The 14,172-nt window shown below is 63.6% G+C and carries 12 protein-coding genes, 1 tRNA gene and 1 riboswitch; of the genes, 8 read left to right on the top strand and 5 right to left on the bottom strand.

Annotated features, from left to right (window positions below; all coding sequences use genetic code 11):
• Positions 1-47: 47 nt before the first annotated feature.
• Positions 48-1,118 carry a putative urea ABC transporter substrate-binding protein gene (locus HDG33_RS05650; protein WP_184022982.1) on the bottom strand — a complete coding sequence of 357 codons (1,071 nt, stop codon included), beginning with the start codon at positions 1,116-1,118 and terminating at the stop codon, positions 48-50.
• A gap of 57 nt (positions 1,119-1,175) precedes the next feature.
• A riboswitch (guanidine-I (ykkC/yxkD leader) is annotated at positions 1,176-1,275 on the bottom strand.
• A 299-nt stretch (positions 1,276-1,574) separates the two neighbouring features.
• On the opposite strand from HDG33_RS05650, the gene HDG33_RS05655 reads away from it, so the two are divergent.
• On the top strand, positions 1,575-2,786 hold the full coding sequence (locus tag HDG33_RS05655; RefSeq protein WP_184022983.1) for an MFS transporter: 1,212 nt from the start codon (positions 1,575-1,577) through the stop codon (positions 2,784-2,786).
• Positions 2,787-2,969: 183 nt separating this feature from the next.
• Here HDG33_RS05655 and HDG33_RS05660 read toward each other — a convergent pair.
• From HDG33_RS05660 to HDG33_RS05675, 4 genes are all read right to left on the bottom strand, one after another.
• Positions 2,970-3,046, bottom strand: a tRNA-Met gene (locus HDG33_RS05660).
• A gap of 86 nt (positions 3,047-3,132) precedes the next feature.
• A complete protein-coding gene (locus HDG33_RS05665; RefSeq protein ID WP_184022984.1) occupies positions 3,133-4,791 on the bottom strand; it encodes an MFS transporter in 1,659 nt (552 codons plus the stop codon).
• Positions 4,792-4,999: 208 nt separating this feature from the next.
• Positions 5,000-6,559: a sensor histidine kinase gene (locus HDG33_RS05670; protein ID WP_184022985.1), complete on the bottom strand. Its 1,560-nt coding sequence runs from the start codon at positions 6,557-6,559 to the stop codon at positions 5,000-5,002.
• Positions 6,560-6,568: 9 nt separating this feature from the next.
• Positions 6,569-7,357, bottom strand: coding sequence for a response regulator transcription factor (locus HDG33_RS05675; RefSeq protein ID WP_184022986.1), 789 nt, complete (start codon positions 7,355-7,357; stop codon positions 6,569-6,571).
• 254 nt (positions 7,358-7,611) lie between these two features.
• Here HDG33_RS05675 and recA point away from each other — a divergent pair, with 254 nt between their 5' ends.
• The 7 genes from recA to HDG33_RS05710 all read left to right on the top strand — a co-directional run bounded on the left by recA (position 7,612) and on the right by HDG33_RS05710 (position 14,148).
• Positions 7,612-8,688, top strand: coding sequence for a recombinase RecA (gene recA, locus HDG33_RS05680; protein WP_018421721.1), 1,077 nt, complete (start codon positions 7,612-7,614; stop codon positions 8,686-8,688).
• Between the two features lie 7 nt (positions 8,689-8,695).
• The gene (gene recX, locus HDG33_RS05685; RefSeq protein ID WP_184022987.1) at positions 8,696-9,454 is read left to right on the top strand and encodes a recombination regulator RecX; all 759 of its coding nucleotides are present in this window, start codon (positions 8,696-8,698) and stop codon (positions 9,452-9,454) included.
• 130 nt (positions 9,455-9,584) lie between these two features.
• The gene (locus tag HDG33_RS05690) at positions 9,585-10,259 is read left to right on the top strand and encodes a DUF2889 domain-containing protein (RefSeq protein WP_184022988.1); all 675 of its coding nucleotides are present in this window, start codon (positions 9,585-9,587) and stop codon (positions 10,257-10,259) included.
• Positions 10,260-10,313: 54 nt separating this feature from the next.
• Positions 10,314-11,483 (top strand): ADP-forming succinate--CoA ligase subunit beta, encoded by a 1,170-nt coding sequence (gene sucC / locus HDG33_RS05695; RefSeq protein ID WP_184022989.1) that lies wholly within the window; start codon positions 10,314-10,316, stop codon positions 11,481-11,483.
• Between the two features lie 131 nt (positions 11,484-11,614).
• Entirely contained in the window at positions 11,615-12,496 is an 882-nt protein-coding gene (sucD, locus tag HDG33_RS05700) for a succinate--CoA ligase subunit alpha (RefSeq protein WP_184022990.1), read from the top strand.
• 166 nt (positions 12,497-12,662) lie between these two features.
• A complete protein-coding gene (locus HDG33_RS05705) occupies positions 12,663-13,367 on the top strand; it encodes a TerC family protein (protein WP_184022991.1) in 705 nt (234 codons plus the stop codon).
• A 157-nt stretch (positions 13,368-13,524) separates the two neighbouring features.
• Positions 13,525-14,148, top strand: coding sequence for a pilin (locus HDG33_RS05710; protein ID WP_184022992.1), 624 nt, complete (start codon positions 13,525-13,527; stop codon positions 14,146-14,148).
• Positions 14,149-14,172: the final 24 nt, after the last annotated feature.

The following is a 14,172-nucleotide window of genomic DNA, read 5'->3' on the forward strand; positions in this document are numbered from 1 at the left end:
GCGAGCCCGCTATGGCGAGCCCGTGGCGAGTGCCTGGACGGTCCGTGTCAGAGCTTGCCCGCGGCCGCCATCGCGACGTAGGTCGGATCGAAACGCAGCTTGACGTTGTTCTTGTTGCCGACGACGACGCCCTTGTCGAACGCCATGCCGACCGCGTCCGCGCTCTTCGCGTCCTGTCCGAGCAGGCCGTGATCGAAAGAGAACTTCGCGACGCGCGTCATGATCTTCGGCATGTCGGCGCTGGTGACGAAGTCGAGCGCGGCTTGCGGCGAATAGAAGAGGGCGGTCGTCGCCAGTTGGCCCTTGAAGTTGGCGAGATCGGTGCCCGAGGCCTTCGCCATCGCGGTCAGCGCGGACGTGCTGGCCGCGGAGTCGGTGTGCATCAGCGCGACCATTTCGAACCATGCACCGGTCAGCGCTTTGCCGAGGGCGGGGTTCTGCTGCAACGTCTTCGTGTTGACGACCATCATGTCCATGATTTCGCCGGGGATCTTGCTGGAGTCGAAGACTTCGCTGACGTTCGGCTGCGACTTCAGATCGGCGAGCATCGGATTCCAGGTGACCGCGTTGTGAACCGTGGGGGTCGCGAATGCGCCCGAGATGTCGGCATCCGAGGTGTTCACGACCTTGAGGTCGCGCTCGCTCATGTGAGCGCTTTCGAGCGCGCGTGCGAGCAGGTAGTGGGAGACGGAAAACTGCACGAGGTTGACCTGTTGGCCCTTCAGGTCGGCGATCTGCTTGCCCTTGCCCTTCATCAGCACGCCGTCGTTGCCGTTCGAGTAGTCGCTGACGATCAGGGCCGTCGAATCCACGCCGCCGGAGGCGGGAATCGTGAGCGCGTCCATGTTGGTCATCGCGCAGCCGTCGAACTTGCCGGCCGTGTACTGATTGATGGACTCGACGTAGTCGTTCAGCTGCACGATGTCGACATTGATGCCGTATTTCCGGGCCCATTTGGACACGATGCCCTGGGTTTTCGCCTCACCCCACGGCATCCAGCCGGCGTAGATGGTCCAGCAGACCTTGAAGTCGTTGCGGCCCGCGGCGAACGTGGGGCTCGAGGCGAAGGTGGCGAGGGAGACGGCGGCAATGCCAAGACAGCGGACGAGCTTGAACATGGGTTGACCTCGGAGGGGACGGTTAGCGACGGCAGGGAGCAGCGCAAACATCGCGTTCTCTCCCGGGCTTTTATCCCGCCGTGTAACCTCACCTGAGGTCGACAGCTCTCGGACCAGCACCTGCGTGAAGCAGGCCGGAACCCTAGCCGTCCATTTCCAGATTGTCTGTCGAACCGGAGGTTGCGCCGGCTCCTTGCGCGGTCTTTAAAGCGGGAAGTGTGCCAGGGGCCATACCGCGGGTTGGTCGCTAGCTTTGTGCGGCGAAGGGCAAGTTTTTGCCCTGGGGCGGGGAAGGTGTGCACTGATGTGTGTCAGGGAGTGCACTCGATTCGGGCGTGAGAGGACGGGTATCCGACTCAGCGATGCCAGACAAGATGCAACGGTCGTAGCGGGCTGCCTTGCTGCTCGCTTGCGTCTGCGCCGTTCGAACGTGTTATTTGATGCCATCCCTATCGAATGCGAAACGAACCGCAAGTCAATGTCGTCCGGCAGATTCCACGCAGCGTGTGGGTTCTAGGATGCGTGAGTCTTTTCATGGACATCTCATCCGAAATCATCCACAGCCTGCTGCCGATGTTTCTGCTGGCAAGCCTTGGCGCCGGCGCCGGCACGATTGGGCTCATCGAGGGCATCGCGGAGGCCACGGCCCAGATGGTCAAGGTGTTTTCGGGAACGCTGAGTGACTACCTCGGCAACCGAAAGTGGCTCGCCGTAGCAGGGTATTCGCTCGGCGCAATGAGCAAGCCGCTTTTTGCCATTGCGTCCTCGGTTGGAGTCGTGGTGACGGCGCGCGTCATTGACCGTGTTGGCAAGGGCATTCGCGGTGCGCCTCGCGATGCACTCATCGCGGATGTCACGCCGCAGCACCTGCGTGGCGCGGCCTTCGGCCTGCGCCAGTCGCTCGATACGGTCGGTGCGTTCCTCGGACCGCTGCTGGCCGTTCTCATCATGCTGATATGGGCAGATAATTTTCGGCTTGCCTTCTGGCTTGCCGTCATTCCCGGTGTGCTCGCGGTTGCGCTGTTGACGTTTGGTATCACGGAGCCTGAGCACGAGCCTCGCGCCAAAAGAAGCAATCCGGTGCGGTGGCAGAGTCTCAGGGAGCTTGGTTTGGACTACTGGTGGGTCGTAGGGATAGGCGCCGTTTTTGCGTTGGCGCGATTCAGCGAGGCTTTTCTGGTGCTTCGTGCGATGGGCAGCGGCGTACCGATTGCGCTCGTTCCGCTCGTCATGGTGGCAATGAATATCGTCTACGCGCTGTCCGCTTATCCGTTCGGGAAGCTCGCGGACACGATGCGGCATACGCGGCTGCTGATAGGTGGTCTGATCGTGTTGATTGGCGCCGACCTCGTGCTTGCACACGGCACCCACTGGAGCATAGTCGTCGTAGGCGTAGCGCTGTGGGGGCTGCACATGGGGATGACGCAAGGCCTGCTCGCTACGATGGTCGCGCACACGGCACCTGCGCATCTGCGCGGGACTGCGTTCGGTTTCTTCAATCTGCTGAGCGGCATCGTGACGCTGGTTTCGAGCGTTATCGCAGGCCAGTTGTGGGAACGTCTGGGCGCAGCCACGACCTTTTATGCGGGCGCAGCCTTCGGTCTGATGACCGTGGTGCTGCTGCTTTTTCACCCGACACCGGTTCAATCTCTTCACGACCTGAGCTAACGTGGCATAGCCGGGGTATCCGTCTGGAAAATGCGCGCATTGTTGCCGCTATTTCCCCAACGTCGAGTGGTGTGTCGCTGCATCTGCCTGAACTCGGATGCCCATCGGTCGTCAGGCTTCGTGGCAGCGTTTCAAAACAAAAAAGCCGCTGTCCTTGTGGGACAGCGGCTTTTTTCTTGAAGCTGGTGGCGAATCAGGGACTCGAACCCCGGACCTGCGGATTATGATTCCGTCGCTCTAACCGACTGAGCTAATTCGCCGAAAGAAGCGAGATTATGCTGGGGCCACCGGAGGCTGTCAACCCCAGGCTCACAACTTTTTCAGATAGCTCCGGCTGTCGGTCCACTCAATCCTTCGCGTAGATATCCGAGTCCTTGGTTTCGCGCACGAACAGCATGCCGATCACGAAGGTGACCACCGCGATGATGATCGGATACCAGAGCCCCGAGTAGATGTTGCCCTTCGCCGCGACGATCGCGAACGCGGTGGCCGGCAGGAAGCCGCCGAACCAGCCATTGCCGACGTGATACGGCAGCGACATCGACGTATAACGGATGCGCGTCGGGAACATCTCGACCAGCATCGCCGCGATCGGCCCGTAGACCATCGTCACGTAGATCACAAGGATCGTCAGGATCACGATGCTCATCGGCCAGTTGATCTGAGCCGGATCGGCCTTCGGCGGGTAGCCGGCGGCCTTCAGCGTCGCGGCGAGCGTCTTCTCGAACGTCTTGGCTTGCTCCTTCGCGTCGGCGGCGCGGCCGTCGAACGTGTTGACGACCGTATCGCCCACGCGGATCTGCGCGATCGTGCCGGCAGGCGCCGCGACGTTATCGTAGTTCAGGCCGGCTCGCGACAGCGCGCCCTTCGCGATGTCGCATGAGCTCGTGAACTTCGCCGTGCCCACCGGGTTGAACTGGAACGAGCACTCGGCCGGATCGGCGATCACCACGATCGGCGACTTCGCGGTTGCCGCTTCGAGCGCCGGGTTCGTGTAGTGCGTGAGCGCCTTGAACAGCGGGAAGTAGGTGAGTGCGGCGATCAGCAGGCCGGCCATGATGATCGGCTTGCGGCCGATGCGATCCGACAGCGAGCCGAAGAACAGGAAGAACGGCGTGCCGATCAGCAGCGCGAGCGCGATCATGATGTTGGCGCTCGAACCGTCGACCCTCAGCGTCTGCGTGAGGAAGAACAGCGTGTAGAACTGGCCCGTGTACCAGACGACAGCCTGGCCGGCCGTCAGGCCGAGCAGCGCGATAATCACGACCTTCAGGTTCTTCCATTGGCCGAACGCTTCGGAAAGCGGCGCCTTCGAGGTCTTGCCCTCGGCCTTGATGCGCGCGAACACCGGCGACTCATGCAGTTGCAGGCGAATCCACACCGACACCGCGAGCAGCAGGATCGACACGACGAACGGAATGCGCCAGCCCCAGGCGCCGAAGGCGTCTTCGCCCATGAACGTGCGAACGCCGAGAATCACGAGCAGCGACAGAAACAGACCGAGCGTGGCGGTGGTCTGGATCCATGCGGTGTAGAAGCCGCGGCGGTTCGCCGGCGCGTGTTCGGCCACGTAGGTCGCGGCGCCGCCATACTCGCCGCCGAGCGCGAGACCCTGCAGCAGGCGCATCGCGATGAAGAGCACCGGCGAAGCGATGCCGATCGCCGCGTAGCCCGGCAGGAAGCCGACGAGGAACGTCGACAGGCCCATGATGACGATCGTGATCAGGAACGTGTACTTGCGCCCGACCATGTCGCCGAGCCGCCCGAATACGATCGCGCCGAACGGCCGCACCGCGAAGCCCGCCGCGAAGCTGAGCAGCGTGAAGATGAACGCCGCGGTCGGATTGACGCCGGAGAAGAAGCTCTTGCTGATGAAGGCCGCAAGCGAGCCGGCCAGATAGAAGTCGTACCACTCGAAAACCGTACCCAGCGACGATGCGAAGATCACCCGCTTCTCATCGCGCGTCATCGGCACGTGCGAGATTTGCCCGCCAACGGTAGCCATATTGTCGTCTCCAATATTGATATATCCACGGATCGCCGGCACAGCCGTTCCCGTGCAACCGATTATTGGAGTGGAAACTTACGGCGTTCTGACTCGGCGCCTGAACTTGGGGTAGTCCGGTAAGCCGACGAATAGGCGTTCAATTTCCGTTAATGTGCTGGTATGTGCGCGCAACCCACGCTGAAATATCTCAAAAAAACGCTGACCGTCAAGCTGCCGATAGAGGCGCGTTAGGGTAAGTCCCGCCCCGTTCGAGCACGTGCAAGCTGACGCGCACCAGTGTGCCGGCGAGCCGCGGTGACTCCTGGTAGACGTTGTCGTCGATGGCGAGCTCGCCGCCGTGCATTGCCGCAATCTCGCGCACGATCGCGAGGCCGAGGCCGCTGCCGTCGCCCTCGCGGCCCAGAATCCGGTAAAAGCGCTCGACCACACGCGAGCGCTCGCTGGCCGGAATGCCGAGCCCGGTGTCCTCGACTTCCAGGTGCACGAGCCGCGCGGGGGTGTCGTGCCGCACGCGCACGGTGATGCGGCCGCCCGCCGGCGTATAGCGGATCGCGTTGTCGATCAGGTTCGACAGCATTTCACGCAGCATCACCGGATTGCCGGCGACTTCGACGGGCTCGTTGGGCGCTTCGTAGCCGATGTCCATCTGTTTCGCGAGCGCGGCCTGCACCCATTCGCGCACCGCGCTGCGCGCGAGTTCGCCCAGTTCGACCGGCGTGAAGATCTGCCCCGACCGACGGTTCTCCGCGCGCGCCAGCGCGAGCAATTGCGTGACGAGCCGCGCGGCCTGCTCGGAGCTCGTCGCGATCTGTTCGAGCGAGCGACGAACCTCGGCCGACGCGTTCTGGCGCAGCGCGAGCTCGGCCTGGGTGCGCAGGCCGGCCAGCGGCGTTTTCATCTGATGCGCGGCGTCGGCGATGAAGCGCTTCTGCAGCTCCATGTTCTGTTCGAGGCGCGTGAGCAGATCGTTGAACGACGTGACGAGCGGCTCGATTTCCGGCGGCGCGCGGCGCGCTTCGAGCGGCGACAGATCGTCCGGCCGGCGCGCGCGGATATGCGCCTGCAGCGCATGCAGCGGCTCGAGCCCGCGCGACAGTCCGAACCACACGAGCAGGATCGCGAGCGGCAGGATCACGAACTGCGGCAGGATCACGCCCTTGATGATGTCGTTGGCGAGCTGGCTGCGCTTGTCGAGCGTTTCGGCGACCTGCACGAGCACGGCCTGCGCGCCCGGCGTCTGCGGAAACTCGACGGTCGTGTAGGCGACGCGGATGTCGTTGCCGCGCAGCACGTCGTCGCGGAATTCGACGAGGCCCGGCGGCGGGCGGTCCTCCTCGTGCGGCAGTGGCATGTCACGCTCGCCGGCCACGAGCTCGCCGCGCGTGCCGAGCACCTGAAAGAACACGCTGTCGACGTTGTCGGCGCGCAGGAAATCGCGCGTCGACTCGGGCAGTGACAGCTCCGCGACGCCATTGACCGGATGGATCTGGCGCGCGAGCACGTAGGCGTCGATTTCGAGCGCGCGGTCGAACGGCCCGTTCGCGATCGACTTCGCGACCAGATAGGTGACCGCGAGGCTCATCGGCCACAGCAGCAGCAGCGGCGCGAGCATCCAGTCGAGAATTTCGCCGAACAGCGAGCGCGGACGCGCTTCGGCGGCGGCTTCGGTTTCGTCGGGCGCGGCGAACGGATTGGCGTAGCGCGCGTCGCGCGCCTCGTCGAGGTCCGCAGCGTGCGCCGTGGCGCGATCAGCGCGTGCGGACATCGCTGGCCTCTATTTGTAGTGGTGGCTCGCCGGCATCGCGGTGGACGACGGCGCGGTGGACGATTGTGCCGCTTGTGCCGTCTGCGGCTCGGAGCCGGCCGGGGTGGCGGGCGCGCTCGCATTTGCCGGCGGCGCCGCTTTTTCGAGGCAGTAGCCGAGCCCGCGCACGGTGATGATGCGCACGCCGCTCGGTTCGATCTTCTTGCGCAGCCGGTGCACGTAGACTTCGATCGCGTTGTTGCTGACTTCCTCGCCCCATTCGCATAGATGGTCGACGAGCTGCTCTTTCGAGACCAGCCGGCCGATCCGTTGCAGCAGCACTTCGAGCAGACCGAGCTCGCGCGCCGACAGATCGATCGCCTGGTCGTTGACGTAGGCGATGCGGCCCACCTGATCGAACGACAGCGAGCCATGCCGCACGACGGTCGGGCCGCCGCCCGCGCCGCGCCGTGTCAGCGCGCGCACGCGCGCTTCGAGTTCGTTCAGCGCGAAGGGCTTGGCCATGTAATCGTCGGCGCCGAGGTCGAGGCCTTTGACGCGTTCGTCGACGCTATCGGCGGCGGTCAGGATCAGCACGGGCAGGTTCGAATTGCGCGCGCGCAGGCGGCGCAGCACCTCGAGCCCGGACATGCGCGGCAGGCCCAGATCGAGGATCAATAGGTCGAACGTCTGCATTGACAACGCGGTATCGGCTTCCACGCCGCTTTTCACGTGATCGACCGCATAGGCCGATTGGCGGAGTGATCGAACCAGACCATCCGCGAGTATGCTGTCGTCTTCGGCAATTAGAATTCGCATGATGCGCCAGCCTGGCTTTGCCGGCACCGTGGGGTTGCCCCGGCGCGCAGCGGTCTCCGAACATTATTGTGGGTAGTTGGGGCGATGCGACAGTAAAAGATGCGCGTTCGCATCACAATCGCGCTTGCCAAAACTACTGTTTTTTTATACAGTGTCTGCGTTTCGTGTGATGTCCTGGAGACTCCGCTCAATTCGAGTGGAACCACGGGTGCACATCTGCCTCAGACGCCGTTCATCATAGCAAAGGACGATTCATGGAAGAAAGCAAGAAAGGCTCGGCTGGACTGACTGCTGAAAAGAGCAAGGCTCTCGCCGCCGCGCTCGCGCAGATCGAAAAGCAGTTCGGCAAAGGGTCGGTCATGCGGCTCGGCGCAGGTGAGGCAGTCGAAGACATCCAGGTGGTCTCCACCGGATCGCTCGGCCTCGACATCGCACTGGGCGTCGGCGGTTTGCCGCGCGGCCGCGTGGTCGAAATCTACGGTCCGGAATCGTCCGGTAAAACCACGCTGACGCTGCAGGTCGTCGCCGAAATGCAGAAGCTCGGCGGCACCGCGGCGTTCATCGACGCGGAACACGCGCTGGACATTCAATACGCGGGCAAGCTCGGCGTGAACGTCGCCGACCTGCTGGTCTCGCAGCCGGACACCGGCGAACAGGCGCTCGAAATCGCCGACGCGCTGGTGCGCTCGGGCTCGATCGACATGATCGTGATCGACTCGGTCGCGGCGCTGGTGCCGAAGGCGGAAATCGAAGGCGAAATGGGCGACTCGCTGCCGGGTCTGCAGGCGCGTCTGATGTCGCAGGCGCTGCGCAAGCTGACCGGCACGATCAAGCGCACGAATTGCCTCGTGATCTTCATCAACCAGATCCGCATGAAGATCGGCGTGATGTTCGGCAACCCGGAAACCACCACGGGCGGTAATGCGCTGAAGTTCTACGCGTCGGTGCGTCTCGACATTCGCCGCATCGGCTCGATCAAGAAGAACGACGAAGTGATCGGCAACGAAACCCGCGTGAAGGTCGTCAAGAACAAGGTGGCGCCGCCGTTCCGTGAAGCGATTTTCGACATCCTGTACGGCGAGGGCATCTCGCGTCAGGGCGAAATCATCGACCTCGGCGTGCAGGCGAAGATCGTCGACAAGGCCGGCGCATGGTACAGCTACAGCGGCGAGCGGATTGGTCAGGGCAAGGACAACGCGCGTGAATTCCTGCGCGAAAATCCGGATATCGCTCGCGAAATCGAGAACCGTATCCGCGAATCGCTGGGCGTTACCGCGATGGCGAACGCCGTGACCGGCGCGGACGCTGAAGTCGCGGGCGAAGAAGAGTAAGCATCAAGTGATACGCAAAGGCCGGCCGCTGTCCGGTTTCGACTCCGGACGCTATCCGGACGGCCCGCGCGACGCGGCGGACGGATCGCCTGAGTCCGGCGATCCGTTCGAACCGTTCGACGCACATGACCGCGCCGCGGGCCGCGGCCCGCAGCGTACGCGGTCTGCGCCCGCTGCAGCGTCGTCCAGCCGGGATTCCTCCGGACTCGATTCCCCAATCCCCTCCGAGGTCACCTACACCCGCTCGCGTCGCCAACCCGGCGAAGAGAAGCCGGGCCAGTCCGACAGAGACGACAGCAGAAAATCCCAACGCCCCGCCCGTTCGCTGAAAGCGCGCGCGCTCGGCTATCTGTCGCGCCGCGAATATAGCCGCGCCGACCTCGCCCGCAAGCTGAAGCCTTACGTCGAGGAAACCGATTCGCTCGACACGGTGCTCGACGCGCTGCAGGCCGAAAACTGGCTATCCGACTCGCGCTTCGCGGAAAGCCTGATCCATCGGCGCGCATCGCGGCTCGGCACGAGCCGCATTCTCGGCGAACTGAAGCAACACGCGCTCAACCCGGCGCTCGTCGAAGAGGCGAGCGCGCAATTGCGCGAAACCGAACTCGCACGCGCCCAGGCGGTCTGGCGCAAGAAGTTCGGCCAGTTGCCGCAAACGCCGGCCGAGCGCGCGAAGCAGGCGCGCTTTCTCGCGTCGCGCGGCTTCTCCGGCGCGACGATCGGCAAGATCCTGAAGGGTATCGACGACATCGGGGACGGCGACTAACACGCCAGTCTCGACGGGTAGGGCAATTACCGCGCCGTAACCTGGCGCCAGGCCGTGCGCAATCGGGGCTGTCCCAAATACCCGTTATGCTAAACTCCAGAGGTTTTCCAATCCGGCCTTTCCTTCCCGCATGTCGCTCTCCCCGCCAGTGCCCCGTCAGTTGCGCCATCGTCGCGCAATCAGAGCGGAAGCTTACGAGCGAGCCGATGGCCTGTGGGATGTGGAAGCGTGCCTGACCGACGAAAAGCCACGCGATGTGGCGCTTGCGTCGGGAATCCGGCCCAATGGTCAGCCGATCCATGAACTCTGGCTTCGCATCACCATCGATCGCAAGCTCAATGTCGTCGACGCCGAAGCGTCGTCCGACTGGGTGCCCTATCCAGGGTTGTGCCAGGCCAGCAATCCCGCCTACCGTGCCCTCATCGGGCTCAATCTGTTCCACAACTTCCGTCGCGATGCTGCCCGTTTGCTGGCCGGCACGGCCGGTTGCACGCATCTCACCGAGCTGTGCGCGATCCTGCCGACCGCCGCGATCCAGGCGTTCGCCGGCGACGTATGGAACACCGATGACGGCACGCCGGGCGCGAACGCGGGTTCGGGAGACGAGTCGTCTAACGGCACAGGCGAGCATTCCAACGACAAACCGCCATTCCAGCTGGGACGCTGCCACGCGCTGCGTTTCGACGGCGAGGCGGTGAAACAGTTTTATCCGCGCTGGTATGGCCACGCACCGCGTCCGGCGGAACGCGCGGCCTCGTCGGACGACGCGGCGGCCCGCGAACGAAGCGGCGACGCGTCGGCCTGAACGGCGGCAACGGAAACGAAGTTCTATCCAACTCTCAGACTGAAGGAATCACGCATGAAGATTCACGAGTACCAGGGTAAGGAAATCCTGCGGAAATTCGGCGTCGCGGTACCGCGCGGCAAGCCGGTCTTCTCGGTGGATGATGCGGTCAAGGCCGCGGAAGAGCTCGGCGGCCCGGTGTGGGTCGTCAAGGCTCAGATCCACGCAGGTGGCCGTGGCAAGGGCGGCGGCGTCAAGGTCGCGAAGTCGCTGGAACAGGTTCGCGAGTACTCGAGCCAGATCCTCGGCATGCAGCTCGTCACGCACCAGACCGGTCCGGAAGGCCAGAAGGTCAACCGCCTGCTGATCGAAGAAGGCGCCGACATCAAGAAGGAACTGTATGTCGGTCTCGTGATCGATCGCGTTTCGCAGAAGATCGTCGTGATGGCGTCGAGCGAAGGCGGCATGGACGTCGAAGAAGTCGCGGAAAAGACGCCTGAGCTGATCCACAAGGTTGCAGTCGATCCGTCGACCGGCCTGAAGGACTCGGAAGCAGACGACCTCGCGAAGAAGATCGGCGTGCCCGACGCTTCGATCCCGCAAGCTCGCGCGATCCTGCAAGGCCTGTACAAGGCATTCTGGGAAACCGACGCATCGCTCGCCGAAATCAACCCGCTGATCCTGACCGGCGACGGCAAGGTCATCGCACTCGACGCGAAGTTCAACTTCGACTCGAACGCGCTGTTCCGTCACCCGGAAATCGTCGCGTACCGCGATCTGGACGAAGAAGATCCGGCTGAAATCGAAGCGTCGAAGTTCGACCTCGCGTACATCTCGCTCGACGGCAACATCGGCTGTCTGGTGAACGGCGCCGGCCTCGCAATGGCAACGATGGACACCATCAAGCTGTTCGGCGGCGAACCGGCGAACTTCCTCGACGTCGGCGGAGGAGCTACGACCGAGAAGGTCACCGAAGCGTTCAAGATCATGCTGAAGAACCCGAACCTGACCGCGATTCTGGTCAACATCTTCGGTGGCATCATGCGCTGCGACGTGATCGCGGAAGGCGTGATCGCGGCGTCGAAGGCCGTGTCGCTGAAGGTGCCGCTCGTGGTCCGCATGAAGGGCACGAACGAAGACCTGGGCAAGAAGATGCTCGCCGAATCCGGCCTGCCGATCATCTCGGCGGACAGCATGGAAGAGGCGGCTCAGAAGGTCGTCGCGGCTGCTTCGGGCAAGGCGTAAGCCAAGCTGTCCACGGCGCATTTACCAGCTCATTTGCCAGGTTTACGAGTGGCGGCGCGCAAGCGACACAGGCGTGAAGCATCGCGCCGAGTGGCGCTACCGCGCGACGCCAAACGAACAGAGGTCAATACATGTCGATTCTGATCAATAAAGACACCAAGGTCATCACGCAGGGCATCACCGGCAAGACCGGTCAGTTCCACACGCGTGCTTGCCGTGAATACGCAAACGGCCGCGAAGCGTACGTCGCGGGCGTGAACCCGAAGCGCGCCGGCGAAGATTTCGAAGGCATCCCCATCTACGCGAGCGTCGCTGAAGCCAAGGCTGAGACGGGCGCGACCGTGTCGGTGATTTACGTTCCGCCGGCAGGCGCTGCCGCCGCAATCTGGGAAGCAGTCGAAGCCGACCTGGATCTCGCAATCTGTATCACGGAAGGCATTCCCGTCCGCGACATGATCGAGATCAAGGACCGTATGCGTCGCGAAAACCGCAAGACGCTGCTGCTCGGACCGAACTGCCCGGGCACGATCACGCCGGACGAGCTGAAGATCGGCATCATGCCGGGTCACATCCATCGCAAGGGCCGCATCGGCGTCGTGTCGCGTTCGGGCACGCTGACGTATGAAGCAGTCGGCCAGCTGACCTCGATCGGCCTCGGCCAGTCGTCGGCAGTCGGCATCGGCGGCGACCCCATCAATGGTCTGAAGCACATCGACGTGATGAAGATGTTCAACGACGATCCGGATACGGACGCCGTCATCATGATCGGCGAAATCGGCGGTCCGGACGAGGCGAACGCCGCGCACTGGATCAAGGACAACATGAAGAAGCCGGTGGTTGGCTTCATCGCTGGCGTCACGGCGCCTCCGGGCAAGCGCATGGGCCACGCCGGCGCGCTGATCTCGGGCGGTGCGGACACCGCTGAAGCGAAGCTGGAAATCATGGACGCGTGCGGTATCAAGGTCACGAAGAACCCGTCGGAAATGGCGCGTCTTCTGAAGGCGATGCTGTAAGTCGAATTCGCGTGCCGTAGGCGCGCGATTTTGATACGCTTACGAAGTCCTTTCGTGAGCGAGCGGTCCCGAAAAGCGGGGGAGTGCAGACTCCCCCGCTTTTTTTTCGTCCGCGCTAGCGCCTTGTTTCTGTCTGTCCGGCTGATTTTTTCTTACTCTTTTTTCCATGCTCGAATTCTTCACGACCCTCCATTGGGGTGCGGTCTTTCAGATCATTGTTATCGACGTTCTGCTTGGCGGCGATAACGCGGTCGTCATTGCGCTCGCCTGCCGCAACCTGCCGCAGGCGCAGCGCACGCGGGGCATCGTGTGGGGGACCGCCGGCGCGATCCTGCTGCGCGTCGTGCTGATCGCGTTCGCGGTCACGCTGCTCGACGTGCCGTTTCTGAAGTTCGCGGGCGGCCTGCTGCTGCTGTGGATCGGCGTGCGCCTGCTGGCGCCCGCGCACGACGCTCACGACAACGTGAAGCCGGCCGACAAGCTGATCTCGGCGGTGAAGACGATCATCATCGCGGATGCGGTGATGAGCGTGGACAACGTGATCGCGATCGCGGGCGCGGCCGAAGCAGCAGAGCACGAGCACCGGTTGGCTCTGGTGATCTTTGGCCTGGTCGTGAGCATTCCGCTGATCGTGTGGGGCAGCCAGCTGATTCTGAAGCTGCTCGATCGCTTTCCGGGCATCGTGCTGTTCGGCGCGGGTCTGCTCGGCTGGATCGCGGGTGGTCTGATGGTCAACGACCCGGCCGGCGACCGCTGGCCGATCCTCGACACGCCAGTCGCCGAATACGGGATGAGCATCGCGGGCGCGCTGTTCGTCGTGATCGTCGGTTATCTGTTGAAGCGCCGTAACGCGAAACGCGCGGCGGTGTGAGCATGGCGCTGACGGTGCATCGCTGCCTGATTCGTGATGCCGTCCGAATGCAAGCCTGGCCATCCGGCTGACTGTGACGCGCGAGCTTCGCTCGCTACGATTGAAACGCCTGTTCCCGATCCACGGGCCAGGCGTTTCTCGTATCAGGAGTCTGCCGATGATCGTTACCCTGCCATATTCCCCATACTCTCAATCGACGCAATCCTCGCGCAGGTCGCGCCGCGCACGCTGGCGCGCGAGCTGGTTCGCGCGCATCTGCCGCCGCTGCGGCGTCGGCTTCACGCTGATCGAGTTGATGATCGTGCTCGCGATCGTCGGCGTGATCGCGGCCTACGCGATTCCCGCGTATCAGGACTATCTGGCGCGCAGCCGGGTCGGCGAGGGCTTGTCGCTCGCGGCGTCGGCGCGTCTCGCGGTGGCCGAAAACGCCGCGAGCGGCAACGCGTTCAGCGGCGGTTATGCGTCGCCGCCCGCCACGCGCAACGTCGAGTCCATCCAGATCGACGACGACACTGGTCAGATCACGATCACGTACTCGACGCGTGTCGCGCAGGCCGGCGCAAACACCATGACGCTGGTGCCGTCGGTCCCGGACAACGTCGATGCGCCGAGCGCGCGAGTCGCGCTGAGCAAGGACGCGGTGCAGACCGGCGCGTTGACGTGGGAATGCTTTGCGAGCGGCAAGAGCGCGTCGTCGTTGCCGGCGCCGGGTTCGGGGCCGATGCCAGGCGAAGCGCCGACGCTCGCCGCGAATCTGGCGCCGCCCGAATGCCGTTCGTAAGGGGCAAATGAGTGAGTGAACGAG

Source organism: Paraburkholderia sp. Cpub6 (assembly GCF_014201065.1).
GTDB lineage: Bacteria > Pseudomonadota > Gammaproteobacteria > Burkholderiales > Burkholderiaceae > Paraburkholderia > Paraburkholderia tuberum.